This is a genomic window from Pseudarthrobacter cremeus (assembly GCF_051857465.1).
Taxonomy (GTDB): Bacteria; Actinomycetota; Actinomycetes; order Actinomycetales; family Micrococcaceae; genus Arthrobacter.
Genome location: NZ_JBPZHC010000007.1, coordinates 68,796 through 85,770, shown reverse-complemented (window position 1 = coordinate 85,770; position 16,975 = coordinate 68,796). Strand labels below are relative to the sequence as shown.

The following is a 16,975-nucleotide window of genomic DNA, read 5'->3' as shown; positions in this document are numbered from 1 at the left end:
AAAGTCCATGACTGAATACCGACGCCTGGGCAACTCCGGACTCACCGTCTCAGTGGTGGGCCTCGGGTGCAACAATCTGGGCCGCGCAAACACGGCGACCGAGTCGCAAGCCGGTTCCGACGCCGTCGTGCATGCTGCCCTGGACGCAGGCGTGACCCTGTTTGATGTCGCGGACAACTACGGGCGCGAGCCAGGGCTCAGTGAAGCAATGCTGGGCAAGGCCCTCTCCGGCAGGCGGGACCAGGCCGTGGTGGCCACCAAGTTCGGCATGAACATGCGTGGCGCCAACGGCCCCGACTACGGTGCCAGGGGGTCCCGGCGTTACATCATCCGTGCGGCCGAGGCCTCCCTCCGCCGGCTGGGCACAGACTGGATCGACCTCTACCAGTTCCACACCCCGGACCCGCTGACCCCCATCGAGGAGACGCTGAGCGCCCTTGATGACCTCGTGGCCAGCGGCAAGGTCCGGTACATCGGGCACTCAAACCGTGCCGGCTGGCAGATCGCCGAAGCTGAGTTTGTGGCAAGGGCCGCAGGGAGGACGCGGTTCATCTCCAGCCAGAGCCACTACAATCTCCTCGACAGGCGGGCCGAACTGGAGGTCACCCCCGCGGCGGAGGCCTATGGATTGGGCGTCCTGCCGTATTTCCCCCTCGCGAACGGGCTCCTGACGGGCAAGTATTCTCCGGGCACGGCGCCCGCCGGCTCACGGCTGAGCCATACCCGGACCAACATGGTGCACGACGCCGACTGGGGCCAGCTCCGGCGCTTCACCACCTTCGCCGCGGAACGCGGCCTGACAGAGATCCAGGTGGCCTTTTCCTGGCTCGCGGCCCAGCCGGCCGTCAGCAGCGTGATCGCCGGAGCCACGCGCCCCGAACAGATCCGCCAGAACGCGGAGGCCGTTGCCTGGGTGCCCTCGCCCGTGGATCTCGCCGAACTCGATGACATTTTTCCCAAGGTCCCCAAAGTCGCTCTCTTCTAAGGTGGCCGTGGCGATGACCAGGATGCTGGTGGACGTGGATACCGGGATCGATGACGCCCTTGCGCTGGCCTACCTGGCGTCGCTGCCGGACGTGGAGTTTGTGGCCGTGACGGCGTCCCCAGGGAATGTGGATGCCCGGCAGGTGGCGGCCAACACCCTTGCCCTGCTGGAGCTGTGCGGCCGGCGCAACGTGGAGGTCGCGGTGGGCGCGGAGGTACCGCTCGCCATCCCGCTGGTCGTCTCGCCTGAGACCCACGGCCCGCAGGGAATCGGCTACGCGGTCCTGCCTGCTCCGTCCGGCGCGGTTTCGCCGCGACATGCCGCGGACCTCTGGGTGGAGGCTGCACGGGCACATCCAGGGGAGCTGACTGCGCTGATCACGGCGCCACTGACCAACTTCGCCCTGGCCATCAGGCGTGAACCCCGTCTGCCGGAGCTCCTGGGCAAGGTGGTTATCATGGGCGGCAGCTTCTTCCACCAGGGAAACACCACACCGACGGCGGAGTGGAACACCCATGTCGATCCGCAGGCGGCCAAGGAAGTCTATGCGGCCTTCAGCGGCCTGCCGGAGGATCGGCTGCCGATTGTGTGTTCGCTGGACACCACCGAGCGGATGGAGATGCGGCCCGGGCATGTGCGCAGGCTCGCGGCGGCGGCCGGGTGTGCCGTGGAGGAGCTGGTGCTGCCTGAACAGCCTGTGGGGCTCAGGAGCACGTCAGAGAACCCGCTGGTGCGCCACCTGTCCGATGCCCTGCGGTTCTACTTCGAATTCCACCGGCTCTACAACCAGGGATACCTGGCGCACGTCCACGACTACTTCGCGGCAGGTGTCGCCGCAGGCACCCTGGATTACAGTACCCGCCTGGCCACGGTGGACGTGGAAGTGGACTCCCCGCTGCTGAGGGGCACCACCGTCGCGGACTACCGGGACCTGTGGGGCAAGCCACCCAACGCCCGGATCGTCACGGACAATCATCCCGCCGCAGCCTTTGAAGAGCTGGTGGCATCCATCGGGGGACTGGCACGCCGGATGGGCTGAGCCCGCCTGCGCTACAGCGGCGCATCCCCGGGGCAGTCCACATCCAGCGCCAGCAGGGCGTTCTCCACCACTTCGGTCAGCGCCGGGTGGATCCAGAAGGGTCCCCGGGCCAGTACGGACACGGGGGTTGGTATGGCCATCGCCTGGACCAGCGGCTGGATCAGGAGTGAGGCCTCATGCCCCATGATGTGGGCTCCCAGCAGGTGGCCGGTGGCCTTATCCGCGATCAGCTTGACGATGCCCTCGGAGTCCTCCATTGCCCAGCCGTATGCTGTGGTGCCGTACTCCTGGACAGCTACGGCGATGTCACTATCCTTGGCGGCCGCGGACCGGGCCTCCTCCTCTGTCATCCCCACCGCCGCAATCTGGGGGTTGCTAAAAACCGCAAACGGTACGGCGGTGTAGTCGATGCCACGCAGTCCGCCGGGATGTTCCAGGTTGTGGGCCACCACGCGCGCCTCCCGGTTGGCAACATGCTTCAGCTGGTAGCGGTTGGCGATGTCACCCAGGGCATAGACGCCCTCCACCGGCTTTCCGCTGGAGAGAATCCGCAGCCGGGCGTCGACCGAGAGTGTTTTGTCGGCGCCCAGGTCGAAGCCTGCTGCTTCAACATCCAACCGGTCCGTATTGGGCACACGTCCGGTGGCCAACAGCACGATGTCCGTCTCGAGACGCAACTGCTCGCCGTCGTCGTCGTCGAACACTGCTGTGACCCGGCCGTTCCCGTTGTCCTCCACTGCCCGGAGCGAGAACCCAAGCTCCAGCTTCCATCGGCGCGCTGCAGCCTCGGCGAACCGCCGGGAAATCTCCTCGTCGTTGTTGCGCAGGAGACGCTGTGAGCGGTTGACCTGGACCACTTCGGAGCCGAAGCCGTGGAAAATGGCGGCGAACTCCGCCGCGATGTAGCCACCGCCGACAACCACAACCTGCCGCGGCGGGCCATCGATGCGCATGACGGTGTCAGAGGTGTGGACCTGCGGGAGGTCTACGCCGGGGACGTCCGGCAGCACCGGACGCGAGCCGGCGGCCACCACAATCCGGCTGGCCGTGATGTCGATGCCGGACTCTGTCCGGAGGGAGCGGGGGCCGGTGAAACGCACAAATTCCTGGTAGAGCTCCACGTTGTCCAGTTCCTCGGCCCGGTAGCGGCGTCCACTCTCCGAGATGGCATCGATGCGGCCAAAGATCCGGTCGCGGATGGCGTTCCAGCGGACCTTCTCCAGCGTCATCTCCACGCCGAGGCGTGACGCTTCGGCGGGAAGGGCGGCAAGGCCCGCCGGGTAGACGAACATTTTCGTCGGGATGCATCCGGCATTCACACACGTCCCGCCGAAGACGCCGCCCTCGATGAGCGCCACCCTCTTGCCGTCCCAGAAGGGGGTGATCAGGGAGTTTCCCGAGCCGGAACCGATGATGGCGAGATCGTAATGGGGCATGGTCAATCGTACGGCCGGGCAGCTTGCCGAGGCGGTCCGGTTTTGCGGTCAAGTATGTCCCGCATGGTCTTCCCGACGGGCACCCCGGGTGGGACGATGCCATTATGAGCGAGAACCACACTGAGACCCCGCGGGACTCGGGCCCGCACCAGCATGCGCACGCGGCACCAACCACCCAGCAGATCCGGACCGTCGGCCAGCGGCGCCGGGCAGCGGAGGAGAAGCTGGAGCACCACCTGGAAGAAGCGCGCCACAAAGTCGAACATCATGAGGAAACTGCCCACGAAGCCACAAAGGACTCGGCGGCCGACGGCGAAAAGTAACCGGCTCCCTTCCCCTACGGCCAGGCGTCAGACCACCGGGCCTGAACTGCTGGTGTGCCCGCAACACACCATCGCGAAATAACTACTAAGTATGCTTGTCAAAATGATACTAAGCATGCTTACAGTAGGTCCAGTGGCAGTAGCAATCCACGGAAGCCAAGCAAGCAATACATCGAAGCCAAGGAGGCATCATGCTCGCCAAGGAACACATCGAGGACCTGCTTAACAAGCGTGGAGACGTTCTCTCCGCCGACGGAAACAAGATCGGTTCCATCGGAGAGGTCTACTCGGATGATGACAGCGGCCAGCCCACCTGGGTAACGGTCAGGACGGGCCTGTTCGGCATGTCCGAGTCATTCGTGCCGCTGGAAACTGCGCGGGTTGAGGGCAACGACCTCGTGGTTCCGTACAGCAAGGACCAGATCAAGGACGCTCCCCGGGTTGACACTGACGGACACCTTGAACCGGCCGAAGAGGACCGGCTCTACAAGCATTACGAGCTCGGCGGTAACCGCACTTACACGGAGGCCCGCGAAGGCACGGACGCCGATTTTGCGGCCACCGGCCGGGCGGGCACGTACGACACCGACAATACCCGGGGCACCGTTGGCCGGGACACGTCCGGGCCCACCACCGATGACGCCATGACGCGGTCGGAGGAGCGGGTGAACATTGGCACGGAACGGGAAGCCACCGGACGGGTGCGTCTGCGCAAGTACGTCACCACTGAGAATGTCACCAGGACGGTGCCCGTGCAGCGCGAGGAAGTCAGGCTGGAACGCGAACCGATCACTGACGCCAACCGCGGCAACGCAATGTCCGGTCCGGAGCTAAGCGATGAGGAGCACGAGGTGACCCTGCACGAAGAGCGGCCTGTCGTGGAGAAGGAGACCGTACCGGTGGAGCGGGTCCGGCTCGACAAGGAGACCGTCACCGATGACGTCACCGTGGATGAGCAGGTCCGCAAGGAACGCATTGAGACCGACGGGATCGACGACACCCGCCGGTAGGCAAACCGTCATCCACGAGGGTTGCTTCTCAACGAAGGGCCGGTGCGGCGGGCTGATATCAGCCCGCCGCACCGGCCCTTTTGTGGGCTCGTGCCTAGACCGTGACGGACCTGGACGCCACACCCGGCGCCTGGAAGCGCCTGCCGTTGACCCGCTCCGAGGCGCCAACCCTGTCCAGATAGGGGGTGATTCCCCCCAGGAACATCGGCCAGCCGGCGCCGAGGATCATGCAGAGGTCGATGTCCTCGGGGCCGGCCACCACACCTTCGTCCAGCATGAGCCCGATCTCCTCGGCCAGGGCATCCTGGACGCGCTGCAGTACTTCCTCACCGGTGGACGGTGACGTGCCAACGGACAGCAGCGAGAGGGTTGAATCCGGGATCTCCTGGCTGCCCCCTTCAGTGGGCGCCCAGAGGGACTTCACGCCGTTGTCAATGAGCTTTTGCAGGTTGGCAGAGACAGGGAAGCGTTCACCGAAAGCGGCGTGCAGCGATTCCTGGACATGCTGGGCCACCGGAAGGCCCACCATGGCGCCGAGGGTGAACGGGGTCATGGGCAGGCCCATGGGGCGCAGCGCGTTGTCGGCCACCTCTGCGGGGGTGCCTTCGTCAAAGGCCGCGATCACTTCGCCCATCAGCCGCAGCAGGATCCTGTTGACCACAAAGGCAGGTGCGTCCTTGACGAGCACCGCCGTCTTCTTCAGTCCCTTCGCGAGCTCGAACGCGGTGGCCAGTACGGCGTCGTCGGTCCTGGGTGCGCGCACAATTTCCAGCAGCGGCATCACCGCCACCGGGTTGAAGAAGTGGAAGCCCACCAGCCGTTCGGGGTGTGCCAGGTCTTCGGCCATCGCAGTGACGGACAGGGAGGACGTGTTGGTCGCGAGAATGCAGTCCGGCGAAACGATGGCTTCAACTTCTGCGAAGACCAGCTTCTTGACGTTCAGTTCTTCGAAAACGGCCTCGATGACGAAGTCGGCGTCCGCAAAGGCCTCCTTGGATACAGAACCGGAGACCAGCGCCCTGGTACGGTTGGCTGCGTCATGGGTGATCCGTTTCTTGCCCAGAAGCTTGTCAACCTCGGCATGGACGTAGGCCACTCCCTTGTCCACCCGGGCCTGGTCAATGTCTGTCATGACCACGGGGACTTTAAGCTGCCGGGCGAACAGCAGGGCAAGTTGGCTTGCCATCAGCCCGGCGCCCACCACGCCCACTTTGGTGACCGGCCGCGCCAGTGTCCGGTCCGGTGCTCCGGCGGGACGCTTGGACCTTTTCTGCACCAGGTCCAGGAAGGCGTAGACGGTGGCATGGAACTCATCGGTCTGCATCAGCCCGGCGAGCGTCTCACACTCCAGTTGAGCAGATTCTGCCTGCGTCATGGTGCGGTTGGCTTCAAGAATGTCCAGGACCTTCGCCGGGGCCGGGGACGCGTTTGAGGTCTTGGCTTCCACCAGTGCCCGGCCTGCCGCTACGGCTTTGTCCCAGCGCTCGCCGATGGCCGGCATGGAGGGGTCGACGGCGTTGGCCCGCTCCGGGACCGTTTCACCGGTGATGACCCTGGCTGCCCAGGCAAGGGACTGCTCGAGGAAGTCGGCAGGCTCGAACAGGGCGTCGGCGATGCCAAGCTCGAAAGCCTCCGGGCCGCTCAGGGCCCGGTTGTTGCTCAGGGGGTTCCCGATCATCACCTTGACTGCGTTCTCCGGTCCGATCAGCCGCGGCAGGATGTAGACGCCGCCCCAGCCGGGGACCAGGCCGAGGGCAGCTTCCGGCAGTGCCAACGCCCCGGCCGCGGTGGACACCGTGCGGTAGGTGGACTGCAGGGCAATCTCCAGGCCACCGCCAAGCGCCACCCCGTTGATGAAGGCGAAGCCGGGGACGCCCAGATTGGCCAGCGTGCCGTACACGTCGTGCCCCAGCTGCGCCATCCACAGCCCCTGGTCGCGTGTCTTGAGCGACTTGACCGAGGACAAGTCAGCCCCTGCCACGAGGAAGTACGGTTTGCCGGTCACACCCACGCCCACGATCTCGCCGCGGCCCGCACGTTCCCTGAGACCTTCCAGGACCGTGCCCAGTTCAATCAGGGTGTTGGGACCAAGCGTGGTGGGCTTGGTGTGGTCCAGGCCGTTGTCCAGGGTGATCAACGCGAAGACGCCGGGGCTGGGCTTGCCGGCGGTAGCCGGCAGCTGGATGTCCCGGACGAAGGAGTGCGTCACCCTTTCGTCGGGAAAGAGTTCGGCAAGCTTGGTGAAATCGGCGGCGCTCATGCTGCGGCTCCCTCAGTGGTTGCTTCGGTTGTGGCTTGGTTGCCCTGGGCACCGGCCGCGGTGGTGACGGTGCCGCTGTAGTCTGCGTGATGCGGGCTTTCCCAGATCACGGTGGCCCCCATGCCAAGGCCAATACACATGGTGGTGATCCCGTACCTGACGGAGGGATCCTCCTCGAACTGGCGGGCCAGCTGGTTCATCAGCCTGACGCCCGACGAGGCGAGCGGATGCCCCACCGCGATGGCGCCGCCGTAGCGGTTGACGCGGGGATCGTCGTCGGAAATTCCGAAGTGGTCCAGGAAACTGAGCACCTGGACCGCGAAGGCTTCGTTGATTTCGAATAGCCCGATGTCCCCGATGGCGAGTCCGGCGTTCTTCAAAGCCTTTTCGGTGGCCGGTACGGGGCCGATCCCCATCACTTCGGGTTCGACGCCGGCATAGGCGTAGCTGACCAGCCGCATCTTCACGGGCAGGCCGAGTTCTGCTGCGGCTTCGGAGGATGCCAGGACGGCGGCTGTGGCGCCGTCGTTCAGCCCGGCGGCATTGCCTGCGGTCACCCGGCCGTGAGCCCGGAACGGGGTGCGGAGGGCGGCCAGGTCCTCCAGGGTGGTGCCGGGCCGGGGCGGCTCGTCAACGCTGTTCAACGTCCAGCCCTGCCCTGGTTTGAGGGTGGCCACGGGCACCAGATCGGGCTGGATCTGCCCGTTGCCGTACGCTGCGGCGAATTTGTCCTGCGAGGCGACGGCGTAGGCGTCCGTGCGTTCCTTCGTGATGGCCGGGAAACGGTCGTGGAGGTTTTCGGCCGTGTTGCCCATATTCAGTGCGGCGGGGTCAACCAGCCGCTCCGCCATGAACCGCGGGTTGGGATCGGCGCCGGACCCCATCGGATGGTTTCCCATATGCTCCACGCCGCCGGCAATCACGACGTCGTAGGCGCCGAAACCGATGCCGCTCGCCGTCGTCGTGACTGCTGTCATGGCGCCGGCACACATGCGGTCAATGGCGAATCCCGGAACGGTGCGCGGGAGGCCGGCCAGGAGGGCCGCAGTGCGGCCCAGGGTCAGGCCCTGATCGCCGGTCTGGGTGGTGGCCGCCACTGCCACTTCGTCGATCCGTTCGGCCGGCAGGGTGGGGTTGCGGCGCAACAGTTCGCGGATGCACTTGACCATCAGATCGTCGGCACGGGTTCCGGCATAGATGCCTTTATCTCCGGCCCGGCCAAAGGGTGTGCGGACGCCGTCAACAAAAACGACATCGCGGACAATGCGCGGTGATCCGCTGCTTCCGTGGTGGCTCACGTGTTACTCCTCATCGAGACATGGGCGCCGGTCAGAAGCCAAGGGCAGTGACAGGCGGCAGTGCACACTATGTTACTCGCCAGTAACTTAGTCTGCAAGGCTCCGGAATGAGGGTTATTCGGAAGCTGCGGCGGCCTTCGCTTCCTTTGCCGGCAACGGCTGCGGATGAAGGAAAGCTTCAAGGATGAGCGGCGCCACCAGGCCCACCTGCCACGCGCGGGCTCCCAGGGCACGGAGTTCCGAAGCGATTGTTTCTTCGCTGATATCCGTAGGCGGACGCCACGCCACGCGCCGGAGGTAGTCCGGCGTGAGGAGGTTCTCCAGCGGAAGGTTCAGCTCATCGGCCTTTTCCTGCAGGAGCGGACGCGCCGTGGCGAGCCGGGCTGCGGCTTCGGGGTCGCGGTCGGCCCACACCCGGGGCGGCGGCGGAGCGTTGGTGGGCAGGTGCAGTGGCGGAAGTTCGGCCAGGTCACGGGCCGCAGCGATGCACCGGAGCCAGCGCGGTGCCTCCCGCTGGGCCGCCCGGCCATGGAAGCCTTTGGTGCCCAGCAGCTGGGGAACGGTGTTCGGCATCGCCTTCGCGGCGGAGACCAGTGCGGAATCCGGAATCAGCCGGCCCGGCGCAACATCGCGCTTTTGCGCCAGCGAATCGCGCTCCAGCCACAGTTCACGGACCGCCGCCAGTTGGCGCCGGTCCCGGATCTGGTGCAGGCCCGATGTCTTGCGCCAGGGGTCCACCCGCGGCGGGGCCACCCCTGCGGCCAGGATGGCGGCAAATTCCTGTTCCGCGTAGTCGAGTTTGCCGTCCGCCTGCAGCAGGTCGATGAGTTCCTCGCGCAGCTCGGTCAGGACCTCAACGTCCAGCGCCGCGTAGCGCAGCCAGGGCTCAGGCAGGGGCCGGGTGGACCAGTCGGCCGCCGAATGTTCTTTGGCCAGGCCGAAGCCCAGCAGCTGTTCGATAACGGCGGCCAGCCCAACACGGGGGAGTCCGGCCAGCCGTGCTGCCAGTTCCGTGTCGAACAGCTTGTCCGGCCACATGCCAAGCTCCAGCAGGCAGGGCAGGTCCTGGCTCGCCGCATGCAGGATCCATTCCACACCCTTGAGGGCGTCGTTGATGATGCCCAGGTTTCTGAACGGTTCGGGGTCGATCAGCCACGTGCCTGAGCCTTCGCGACGGATCTGGACCAGGAACGCGCGCTGGCCGTACCGGAAGCCGGAGGCCCGCTCGGCATCAACCCCTGCGGGACCGGTTCCGGCGGCGATGGCTGCCGCTGCCCGCTCCAGTCCGGACCGGGTTTCGATCACCAGCGGAACGCCGTCGCGCGGTGCGTCGAGGTCGATGATGACGGGGATGGGGCTGTCGAAGCCTTCCACCGTGATGTGGGGAGCGGTCTCAGCAGCCGGAGCGCCGGCCGTGGTGTTTTCCGGAATGTGAGGGGTCATGATGAGTTCAGTTTACCGACAAGGCGCGCCCTGGTTCGGTCGCCTAGGTCCGGCGCCGGCGCGGCAGGGCTGAGACGCCGTCAGGCAGTGGCGGCAGGCCGGCAAAAGTACACACCATCTCAGACCACGCCTCCAGATGGGCCGTGACGTCCGAGGACGAGGGCGTCCAGGAAGCACGCAGCTCGATGTCGATGGTCCCCGGCCGGTCAGAGAGCGTCCCGAAGCTCTCGGACAGGACACGGGTGGCAGTTCCGCCGGCGGCCCGGTAGGGGGCCTTGTGGTTCTCGAGTGCCTCTACCAGCCAGGTCCATGCCACGGTGCCCAGCATCTCGTCATTGCCCATCTCGGGCTCCAGCTGGGCCCGGATGTAAGTGACAATGCGGAATTCGCCGTCCCAGACCGCGGAGCCCTCGGGGTCGTGGAGCAGGATGAAGCGGCCGGTGGCCAGCTCGGTTTCATCCTCGTCCTCCGTTCCCGAGGCGGCCGCAAGGGCCATGGCGGCAGGACCGTGAACTGGTTTCGTGGCAGCGCCGGGACCCGGAGCCATGACCTCGGCGCCAAGCGCAACGGCGTATGGTGCCAGACGCGCGGGGGCCGGAATTTCCGCCAGGCGCAGTTCACTGCGGCATTGGGCCTTCCTGAGGGTTCCCAAGGCGTGGAGAAATTCCGGGGGAACCTGGGCGAGTGAGTTCACCATCGCAGATTACGCACCTGCAGCGGGCAGGCCGTGCAGGCTCGCCGTCGTCCGCTCCATGCTACTTGGCTGCCCTGCCTTCTGCGCTGCCCGTTTCCTGTACCGGGGCGCCGTTTTCAGCGTGATCTGAAAGCTCACGGCGGATAGCGGCAATAAACGCATCGACGTCCTCCTCGGTAGTGTCGAAGGAACACATCCAGCGGACCTCGCCGGCGGCGGCGTTCCAGTCGTAGAACCGGAAGTACTCCCTCAGACGGTCCGCCACACCGGCCGGCAGGATGGCGAACACCCCGTTTGATTCGGTCTTCTGGGTGGGCCGGACGCCTTCGATGGTGTCCACGGCGGCGCGGAGCCGTGCAGCCATGGCGTTGGCATGGGACGCGGACCGAAGCCACAGACCGTCTTCGAGGAGGGCAATGAACTGGGCAGAGAGGAAACGCATTTTCGAAGCCAGCTGCATGTTCATTTTGCGCAGGTAGATCAGGCCGTGGGCAGCTTCGGGGTTCAGTGCCACCACCACTTCGCCGTACAGCAGCCCGTTTTTGGTGCCGCCGAAGGACAGGATGTCCACACCGGCGTCGCGGGTGAAAGCCCGCAGGGGCACCTGCAGATGCGCGGCGGCGTTGGCCAGCCGGGCGCCGTCCATGTGGAGTTTCATGCCCTTGGCGTGGGCGTGATCCGCGATCGCCCGGACCTCCCCGGGCGTGTAGCAGGTCCCGAGTTCAGTGGTCTGGGTGATGGACACGGCCAGGGGCTGGGCACGGTGCTCGTCACCCCAGCCCCATGCCTCCCGGTCAATCAGCTCCGGGGTCAGCTTGCCGTCGGGGGTGGGGACATGGAGGAGCTTGATCCCGCCGATCCGTTCCGGGGCGCCGTTCTCGTCCATGTTGATGTGGGCCGTGGAGGCGCACACCACCGCGCCCCAGCGTGGCAGCAGCGACTGCAGGGCCAGGACGTTGGCGCCGGTTCCGTTGAACACCGGGAAGCATTCGATGCCGGCGCCGAAGTGGTCCTCCATCAGCTCCTGCAGGCGGGCCGTGTAGTCGTCCTCGCCGTAGGATACCTGGTGGCCTTCGTTGGCCGCAGCCATGGCCGCCAGCACCTCCGGGTGGACTCCTGAATAGTTGTCCGAAGCGAAACCGCGGACGGCCGGATCGTGCAGCCGTGCGCTGCCGTGCTCGACCATAGTGGGGTCCTGGGCAGTTGTTGTCATTGCTTTGCTCACGTTCTCAGTCTAGGGAAAAGGGGTCAGGAGGCGAGGACCAGCCGGCGGCCGTTCAGCTCGCCTGCCGGGCGGCTGAAAAGTCCGACGACGGCGGCCGCCAGCTCCTCGACGTCGGTGGCGCCGGGGAATGTCCGTTCCGGGTGCCTCTTCCGGAGTTCAGCATCAACCAGCGCCTTCACCACCAGGACGACGGCGGCGCTGCCGGGTTCACTGCCTGTGCCGTCAGGGCTGTCCTTGCCTGCAGCGCTGCTTCCCAGTCCTTCTGCCATGGCCATGGTCCAGGCTTCGGCGGCTGCCTTCGCCGCCACGTAGCTGGCGTTGGCGGCGAGCGGTCTGTCCAAAGCTGTCGAGGAGACCATGGCAAACCGCCCGCTGGGGGAAGCCGCCAGATCGGCATAGAAAACGCGCGTGACATTCCTGAGCGTGGTGATGGCGCCGCGTTCCAGGAACTCCCAGTCGTCGTCGCTCTGGTCCTCGATCCCCGTCGCGCCGCGCCAGCCGCCCACCAGGTGGATCACGGCGTCCGGCGGACCCGCGGTGCCCGCGAGGGTCTCCCGCAGGTCCCGGACAGCAGACAGATCCGCAAGATCGCAGACCAGCGGCGTCACGCCGTCGCCCGCCCGCCGTGCTGCGTCTTCGATGCGCAGCCTGTCCGAGCCCACGGTGAAGACCCGGAACCCGGCCTGCCGCAGGGCCCGGGCCACCGCAACCCCCGATGCTCCGCTGCCGCCGGTGACCAGGACGTTCAGCGCACGGCCGCCCTCCGGCGCACGCGGTGCCTCGGGTGCGTCCGGTGCGCCCGTGGGACGGTTTGGACTCACAGCTTCACTCACAGTTCCGACGTTCCGGTGATGCCTGCCGTGGATTCGATGACGGGACGCATTTTCTTCTCCAATGCCTCGTAGAACATGGACAGCGGGAATTCGTCGTCAAGCACCTGGTCCGTCAGCCCGCGCGGGGGACCGGAAACCGGAAGGGCGTCCGACCCCTTGGCCCAGACCGACGCCGGGCTGGGCGTGAGCGTTGCTGAGATCAGCTCATAGGCGGCGAGCCAGTGGGCCGTCTTGGGCCGGTCGATGGAACGCCAGTAGAGCTCCTCGATCCTGGTCCCGAGGGCGATGACGGCGTCCGCCACCTGGTCCCAGTCAATGCTGAGCCGGCTGTCCGTCCAATGGAGGACGTGGTGCTGGTGGAGCCAGGCGAACAGCAGTTGTCCGCCGAGGCCGTCATAATTGCGCACCCGGCTGCCCGTGATCGCAAAGCGGAAAATCCTATCGAAGATGATGGCGTACTGCACGAGCTTGGCGTGCCGCCGGGCCTCGGGGCCAGCGTCGTCGTCGTGTTCTATGCGCACCGATTCGCGGAAGGCGGTGAGATCGCAGCGGAGTTCCTCGAGTGAATACAGGAAGTACGGCATGCGCTGCTTGATCATGAAGGGGTCAAAGGGCAGGTCCCCGCGCATGTGGGTGCGGTCGTGGATCAGGTCCCACATGACAAATGTGGCCTCGGTGAGTTTCTGGTCCGCGAGCAGCTCGGCGGCCCCGGCCGGCAGCTCCAGCGAGGTGGTTTCGGCCGCAGCGCGCAGTACCCGCCGGAAGCGGGCAGCCTCGCGGTCCGCGAAGATCGCCCCCCACGTGAAGGCGGGCGTTTGCCGGACCGCCACGGTTTCCGGGAACAGCACGGCCGAATTGGTGTTGTAGCCGGCCGTGAAGTCCAGGAACCTGACAGGCACAAAAAGCTTGTTGGAGTAGCCACCGGACTCAAGTTCGGCGACAAAGTCCGGCCAGATGACTTCGATCAGGACGGCCTCCACCAGCCTGCTGCTGCTTCCGTTCTGGGTGTACATGGGGAAGATGACCACATGCTGCAGTCCGTCATGGCGCTGGAGCTGGGGCTGGAAGGCCAGAAGCGAGTTCAGGAAGTCCGGAACCCCGAATCCTGCGCCGGCCCAGGTGTGGAAGTCGGCGGCGACTGCCTCGAGGTAATCCGTATCGTGGGGAAGAAGGGGCGCCAGCTGGGCCAGGGAGCCTATAAGGGCGGAGACATGCATCTGCGCCGCGGCGTGGTGGCCGGGGTCGGCCACCGAACCGTCCTGGACCTGAAGCGCCTGTAATGCCTGTGCTTCCGTCCGGAGCCGGATCCAGGCCGGATTCTCCGCCGAAATCCGGGTGGGGGCGCTGGTGATGGTGACGGTCATGTCGGACTGCCTTTCTCGTTGCTAAGCTCTATGGCGAGCGTAACAAGCAACCAGATTCCCTAATTCAAAATGAGCCCTAGCGTAAGACATTCTCATGCTCGACTGCAGGAAAAGCGTGTCCAGATACAGGCACAGCACCGTCTGGCCGGATTAGGCCTCGGAGGATCCTTCCATCGCGCCAGCCCGTGGCATCAGTTTCAGGGACACTGAATTGATGCAGAACCGCTGGTCAGTGGGGGTGCCGTACCCCTCGCCCTCAAACACATGGCCCAGGTGGGAGTCGCAGTTCGCGCAACGGACTTCCACACGTTCCATGCCGAGTGTCCGGTCATGGATGTAACGGACGGTGCCGTCCGCCAGCGGTGCCCAGAAGGAGGGCCAACCGCAGTGGGAGTCGAATTTTTCGTTGCTCCTGAAAAGTTCGGCCCCGCAGGCGCGGCATTGATAGACACCCTCGGTGTGTGTGTCCACGTACTCGCCTGTGAAGGGACGTTCCGTACCGGCCTGCCGCAGCACGCGGTATTCCTCGGGCGTGAGTTCCTGCCGCCATTCGTCGTCCGATTTCCGGACTGCGGGCCCGGGGTTGCCGGAAGTACCGGTATCAGTGACCGCGCCAGGAACGGAATCTGTGGCCTTGTTTCCGAAAATGCTGTATCCGAAGATGCTCATAGTGTGGTCAACGCTCAGGAGTCGCCGATAAATCCCGAACCTGCGTACAGGTGCAGAACGGGCAGCCCCAGCTGGTCCTGGGCCTTGTTGGCCCAGTCGGTGTGGAATGTGTCCGCCACAGCATGGGGACGGGTGATGACCACAGCCTGGGCCGCACCGAGCTCCTTGACCTTGGTCACAAGGCCATTAACGGCGCCGCCGTCCACCACCTCACCTGTGACCCCGCCGCCGAGTCCGCCCAGGGCAGCCAGCGAGACGGCCAGGGTCTCCGCGGCCTCGGCGCGTTCAGCGTTCCGGTCCGGTGCATGGGCGGTCAGCTCACGGAACGCCTTTGCCACGTCCAGCATGGAGAGATTCTCAAGGAAGTCCACCAGCAGATGCCGCTCAGTGTTGCCGGGAACCAGCAGGACAAGGGGGGTATCTGATCCGCCCACCAGCCGTTCTATGTTCACGCGGTCGTCCGCGCCCAGGGGTTCTTCGGTCAGGATGACGATTGGATCGCTCATGGCTTCAGCCTAGTCGTGCACAATCGCCGCTGCATCCTTTTGCCCGCCATTCCCGCCCGGCGTGGAATATGGCCAATCGGCTCCTGGCAGTAAGAATGGTTCCATGGCACCTTCCCCGCGCACACCAACTCTGACGGCGACACCTCCGCTCCAGGCAGGCGGCGGCATGTCGTTGCGCGCCAAATGGGCCCTCGGCGGCGTCATCGGCGGTGGGGCCCTGGCCGGCCTCCTGGCAACAGGATCCTCCGCCCTCGCCCTCTATTTTGCCCGCCGCGTGATTACACCCGTCCGGCAGCGGGCTGCGGATCAGGAAGTCCTGGCCGTGATCAGGGAAGGCAGCGGGCGGCAGGTCATCCTGGCTGCCACCCCGGACACCACCGTGGACGGCGTGTACGGTCTTTTCTTCGATGGCGGCAAGGGACATGCCCGGATTGGCCGGATCGTGTCCTATTCGCCGGGGGACGGCACCGTCCTGCGGGAGGTGGAGGCCGTTTACGCCGGCGACCTGGACAGCGCCCGCCGGGGATGGTGGAGCGGTGCGATCCATCCTGATCCCGCGGCCGCCGGCTACGTCGCCAAGGATGTTCTCATCGAGGTCGACGGCGGTGAAGCGCCGGCGTGGCTCGTTCCGGCTGGCGGCAATCCGCGCACCTGGGCCATCATGGTCCATGGCCGCGGGGCAACCCGCCAAGAGGCCATCCGGGCGGTTGGCCCTGCGTTGGAACTGGGACTGACCAGCCTCCTGGTGTCCTACCGGAACGACGGGCTGGCGCCGTCGGCCAACGATGGCAGGTATGGGCTGGGATCCACAGAATGGCGTGATGTGGAGGCGGCCATCGGGTTTGCGCTGGCCAACGGGGCTGAGGAGATTGTCCTTTTCGGATGGTCCATGGGCGGTGCCATCTGCCTGCAGACCGCGGATCTGTCGCAGTATCGCCATCTGATCCGTGCCTTGGTCCTGGACGCTCCCGTGATCAACTGGGTGAACGTGCTTGCCCATCACGCCCAGCTGAACAGGATCCCGTCCCTCGTGGGCCGCTATGGTCAGCTGATGCTCGGACACCCGCTGGGGCGCAGGCTTACCGGCCTTGCCGCGCCCGTGGACCTCAAAGCCATGGACTGGGTGGCCCGCGCGGTGGAGGTGCGGACGCCGACGCTGATCATTCACAGCGTTGATGATGAGTACGTTCCCTACGGGCCCTCAACCGTCCTGGCGGAGCGGAATCCCGAAATGGTCACGTTCGAGACGTTCAACCACGCGCGGCACACCAAGGAATGGAACGTCGACCAGGAGCGGTGGGAGGGGCTGATCAAAGCGTGGCTGCGGCCGCAGCTTGCCCCGCGGCTTAACCCCGGCCAGCGTCAACCGGTTGACGGGTACGCCGGAGGCTAGGCGCCGGTGCCTATGGAGGCGGTGATGGCCGACGTCAGGCGGATGAGGTCGGCCGGAGCCAGCTCAATGTCCAATCCCCGCTTTCCCCCCGACACCAGTACGGTGTCGAAGGCAAGTGCACTCCCATCAATCACGGTGGGCGAGGACTGTCGCTGCCCCAGCGGTGAGATCCCGCCCAGGACGTAGCCGGTGCGGCGTTCGGCGGCCGCAGGGTCTGCCATGGCAGCCTTCTTTGCACCAAGGGCGGCGGCGAACGCCTTGAGGTCAAGGTTGCCGCTGACCGGCACCACTCCCACTGCCAGCCTTCCTTCAACTTCCACCATCAGGGTCTTGAAGACCTTTTCCGGGGCGGTGCCCAGGGCTTCGGCGGCTTCCGTGCCGTAACTGGCAGCAGCCGGATCGTGGGTGTACTGATGCAGCACAAAAGAAACGCCCGCCGCAGCCAGTATGGCTGTGGCCGGCGTTCCGGTTGAAGTACTCCTGCGTCCCAAAGATCA

General features: G+C 65.8%; 16 protein-coding genes. 5 read left to right on the top strand and 11 right to left on the bottom strand.

Annotated features, from left to right (window positions below):
- Nucleotides 1–7: 7 nt before the first annotated feature.
- Nucleotides 8–985, top strand: a complete 978-nt coding sequence (locus ACS5PJ_RS14090) for an aldo/keto reductase (RefSeq protein WP_439435490.1) — start codon at nucleotides 8–10, stop codon at nucleotides 983–985.
- Nucleotides 986–998: 13 nt separating this feature from the next.
- On the top strand, nucleotides 999–2,024 hold the full coding sequence (locus ACS5PJ_RS14085; RefSeq protein WP_439435489.1) for a nucleoside hydrolase: 1,026 nt from the start codon (nucleotides 999–1,001) through the stop codon (nucleotides 2,022–2,024).
- An 11-nt stretch (nucleotides 2,025–2,035) separates the two neighbouring features.
- Here the strand turns inward: ACS5PJ_RS14085 and ACS5PJ_RS14080 are convergent, their stop codons facing one another.
- Nucleotides 2,036–3,460, bottom strand: coding sequence for a mycothione reductase (locus tag ACS5PJ_RS14080; RefSeq protein WP_439435488.1), 1,425 nt, complete (start codon nucleotides 3,458–3,460; stop codon nucleotides 2,036–2,038).
- Between the two features lie 104 nt (nucleotides 3,461–3,564).
- Here ACS5PJ_RS14080 and ACS5PJ_RS14075 point away from each other — a divergent pair, with 104 nt between their 5' ends.
- Nucleotides 3,565–3,783, top strand: coding sequence for a hypothetical protein (locus ACS5PJ_RS14075; protein WP_439435487.1), 219 nt, complete (start codon nucleotides 3,565–3,567; stop codon nucleotides 3,781–3,783).
- A gap of 191 nt (nucleotides 3,784–3,974) precedes the next feature.
- Nucleotides 3,975–4,793: a DUF2382 domain-containing protein gene (locus tag ACS5PJ_RS14070; protein ID WP_439435486.1), complete on the top strand. Its 819-nt coding sequence runs from the start codon at nucleotides 3,975–3,977 to the stop codon at nucleotides 4,791–4,793.
- Between the two features lie 94 nt (nucleotides 4,794–4,887).
- On the opposite strand, the gene ACS5PJ_RS14065 is transcribed toward ACS5PJ_RS14070, so the two are convergent.
- The 9 genes from ACS5PJ_RS14065 to ACS5PJ_RS14025 all read right to left on the bottom strand — a co-directional run bounded on the left by ACS5PJ_RS14065 (nucleotide 4,888) and on the right by ACS5PJ_RS14025 (nucleotide 15,085).
- Complete coding sequence (locus ACS5PJ_RS14065; RefSeq protein ID WP_439435485.1) at nucleotides 4,888–7,053, bottom strand: 3-hydroxyacyl-CoA dehydrogenase NAD-binding domain-containing protein; 2,166 nt, start codon at nucleotides 7,051–7,053, stop codon at nucleotides 4,888–4,890.
- Nucleotides 7,050–8,351, bottom strand: coding sequence for a thiolase family protein (locus ACS5PJ_RS14060; RefSeq protein ID WP_439435484.1), 1,302 nt, complete (start codon nucleotides 8,349–8,351; stop codon nucleotides 7,050–7,052). The genes ACS5PJ_RS14065 and ACS5PJ_RS14060 overlap by 4 nt, the downstream gene beginning before the upstream one ends.
- Before the next feature lie 114 nt (nucleotides 8,352–8,465).
- Nucleotides 8,466–9,794, bottom strand: a complete 1,329-nt coding sequence (locus tag ACS5PJ_RS14055) for an HRDC domain-containing protein (protein ID WP_439435483.1) — start codon at nucleotides 9,792–9,794, stop codon at nucleotides 8,466–8,468.
- A gap of 43 nt (nucleotides 9,795–9,837) precedes the next feature.
- Nucleotides 9,838–10,491, bottom strand: coding sequence for a DUF3000 domain-containing protein (locus ACS5PJ_RS14050; protein ID WP_439435482.1), 654 nt, complete (start codon nucleotides 10,489–10,491; stop codon nucleotides 9,838–9,840).
- A gap of 58 nt (nucleotides 10,492–10,549) precedes the next feature.
- A complete protein-coding gene (locus ACS5PJ_RS14045) occupies nucleotides 10,550–11,701 on the bottom strand; it encodes a threonine aldolase family protein (RefSeq protein ID WP_439435650.1) in 1,152 nt (383 codons plus the stop codon).
- Nucleotides 11,702–11,736: 35 nt separating this feature from the next.
- Complete coding sequence (locus ACS5PJ_RS14040; RefSeq protein ID WP_439435649.1) at nucleotides 11,737–12,462, bottom strand: SDR family oxidoreductase; 726 nt, start codon at nucleotides 12,460–12,462, stop codon at nucleotides 11,737–11,739.
- Between the two features lie 80 nt (nucleotides 12,463–12,542).
- A complete protein-coding gene (locus ACS5PJ_RS14035) occupies nucleotides 12,543–13,910 on the bottom strand; it encodes a DUF6421 family protein (protein WP_439435481.1) in 1,368 nt (455 codons plus the stop codon).
- 150 nt (nucleotides 13,911–14,060) lie between these two features.
- Entirely contained in the window at nucleotides 14,061–14,579 is a 519-nt protein-coding gene (gene msrB / locus ACS5PJ_RS14030; protein ID WP_439435480.1) for a peptide-methionine (R)-S-oxide reductase MsrB, read from the bottom strand.
- Between the two features lie 14 nt (nucleotides 14,580–14,593).
- The gene (locus tag ACS5PJ_RS14025) at nucleotides 14,594–15,085 is read right to left on the bottom strand and encodes a hypothetical protein (protein WP_439435479.1); all 492 of its coding nucleotides are present in this window, start codon (nucleotides 15,083–15,085) and stop codon (nucleotides 14,594–14,596) included.
- Between the two features lie 103 nt (nucleotides 15,086–15,188).
- Here ACS5PJ_RS14025 and ACS5PJ_RS14020 point away from each other — a divergent pair, with 103 nt between their 5' ends.
- Nucleotides 15,189–16,478 (top strand): alpha/beta hydrolase family protein, encoded by a 1,290-nt coding sequence (locus tag ACS5PJ_RS14020; RefSeq protein ID WP_439435478.1) that lies wholly within the window; start codon nucleotides 15,189–15,191, stop codon nucleotides 16,476–16,478.
- Here ACS5PJ_RS14020 and ybaK read toward each other — a convergent pair.
- Entirely contained in the window at nucleotides 16,475–16,969 is a 495-nt protein-coding gene (gene ybaK / locus ACS5PJ_RS14015) for a Cys-tRNA(Pro) deacylase (RefSeq protein ID WP_439435477.1), read from the bottom strand. The two genes, ACS5PJ_RS14020 and ybaK, sit on opposite strands and share 4 nt — an antisense overlap.
- Between the last annotated feature and the right edge of the window lie 6 nt (nucleotides 16,970–16,975).

What these genes read in the sequence shown, in the direction of transcription:
- ACS5PJ_RS14050 (WP_439435482.1), bottom strand. Translation starts at nt 10,491, where the DNA reads ATGGTGAACTCACTCGCCCAGGTTCCCCCGGAATTTCTCCACGCCTTG.
- ACS5PJ_RS14090 (WP_439435490.1), top strand. Translation starts at nt 8, where the DNA reads ATGACTGAATACCGACGCCTGGGCAACTCCGGACTCACCGTCTCAGTG.
- ACS5PJ_RS14080 (WP_439435488.1), bottom strand. Translation starts at nt 3,460, where the DNA reads ATGCCCCATTACGATCTCGCCATCATCGGTTCCGGCTCGGGAAACTCC.
- ACS5PJ_RS14085 (WP_439435489.1), top strand. Translation starts at nt 999, where the DNA reads ATGACCAGGATGCTGGTGGACGTGGATACCGGGATCGATGACGCCCTT.
- ACS5PJ_RS14075 (WP_439435487.1), top strand. Translation starts at nt 3,565, where the DNA reads ATGAGCGAGAACCACACTGAGACCCCGCGGGACTCGGGCCCGCACCAG.
- ACS5PJ_RS14020 (WP_439435478.1), top strand. Translation starts at nt 15,189, where the DNA reads ATGGCACCTTCCCCGCGCACACCAACTCTGACGGCGACACCTCCGCTC.
- ACS5PJ_RS14055 (WP_439435483.1), bottom strand. Translation starts at nt 9,794, where the DNA reads ATGACCCCTCACATTCCGGAAAACACCACGGCCGGCGCTCCGGCTGCT.
- ACS5PJ_RS14045 (WP_439435650.1), bottom strand. Translation starts at nt 11,701, where the DNA reads ATGACAACAACTGCCCAGGACCCCACTATGGTCGAGCACGGCAGCGCA.
- ACS5PJ_RS14035 (WP_439435481.1), bottom strand. Translation starts at nt 13,910, where the DNA reads ATGACCGTCACCATCACCAGCGCCCCCACCCGGATTTCGGCGGAGAAT.
- ACS5PJ_RS14065 (WP_439435485.1), bottom strand. Translation starts at nt 7,053, where the DNA reads ATGAGCGCCGCCGATTTCACCAAGCTTGCCGAACTCTTTCCCGACGAA.
- ACS5PJ_RS14025 (WP_439435479.1), bottom strand. Translation starts at nt 15,085, where the DNA reads ATGAGCGATCCAATCGTCATCCTGACCGAAGAACCCCTGGGCGCGGAC.
- msrB (WP_439435480.1), bottom strand. Translation starts at nt 14,579, where the DNA reads ATGAGCATCTTCGGATACAGCATTTTCGGAAACAAGGCCACAGATTCC.
- ACS5PJ_RS14070 (WP_439435486.1), top strand. Translation starts at nt 3,975, where the DNA reads ATGCTCGCCAAGGAACACATCGAGGACCTGCTTAACAAGCGTGGAGAC.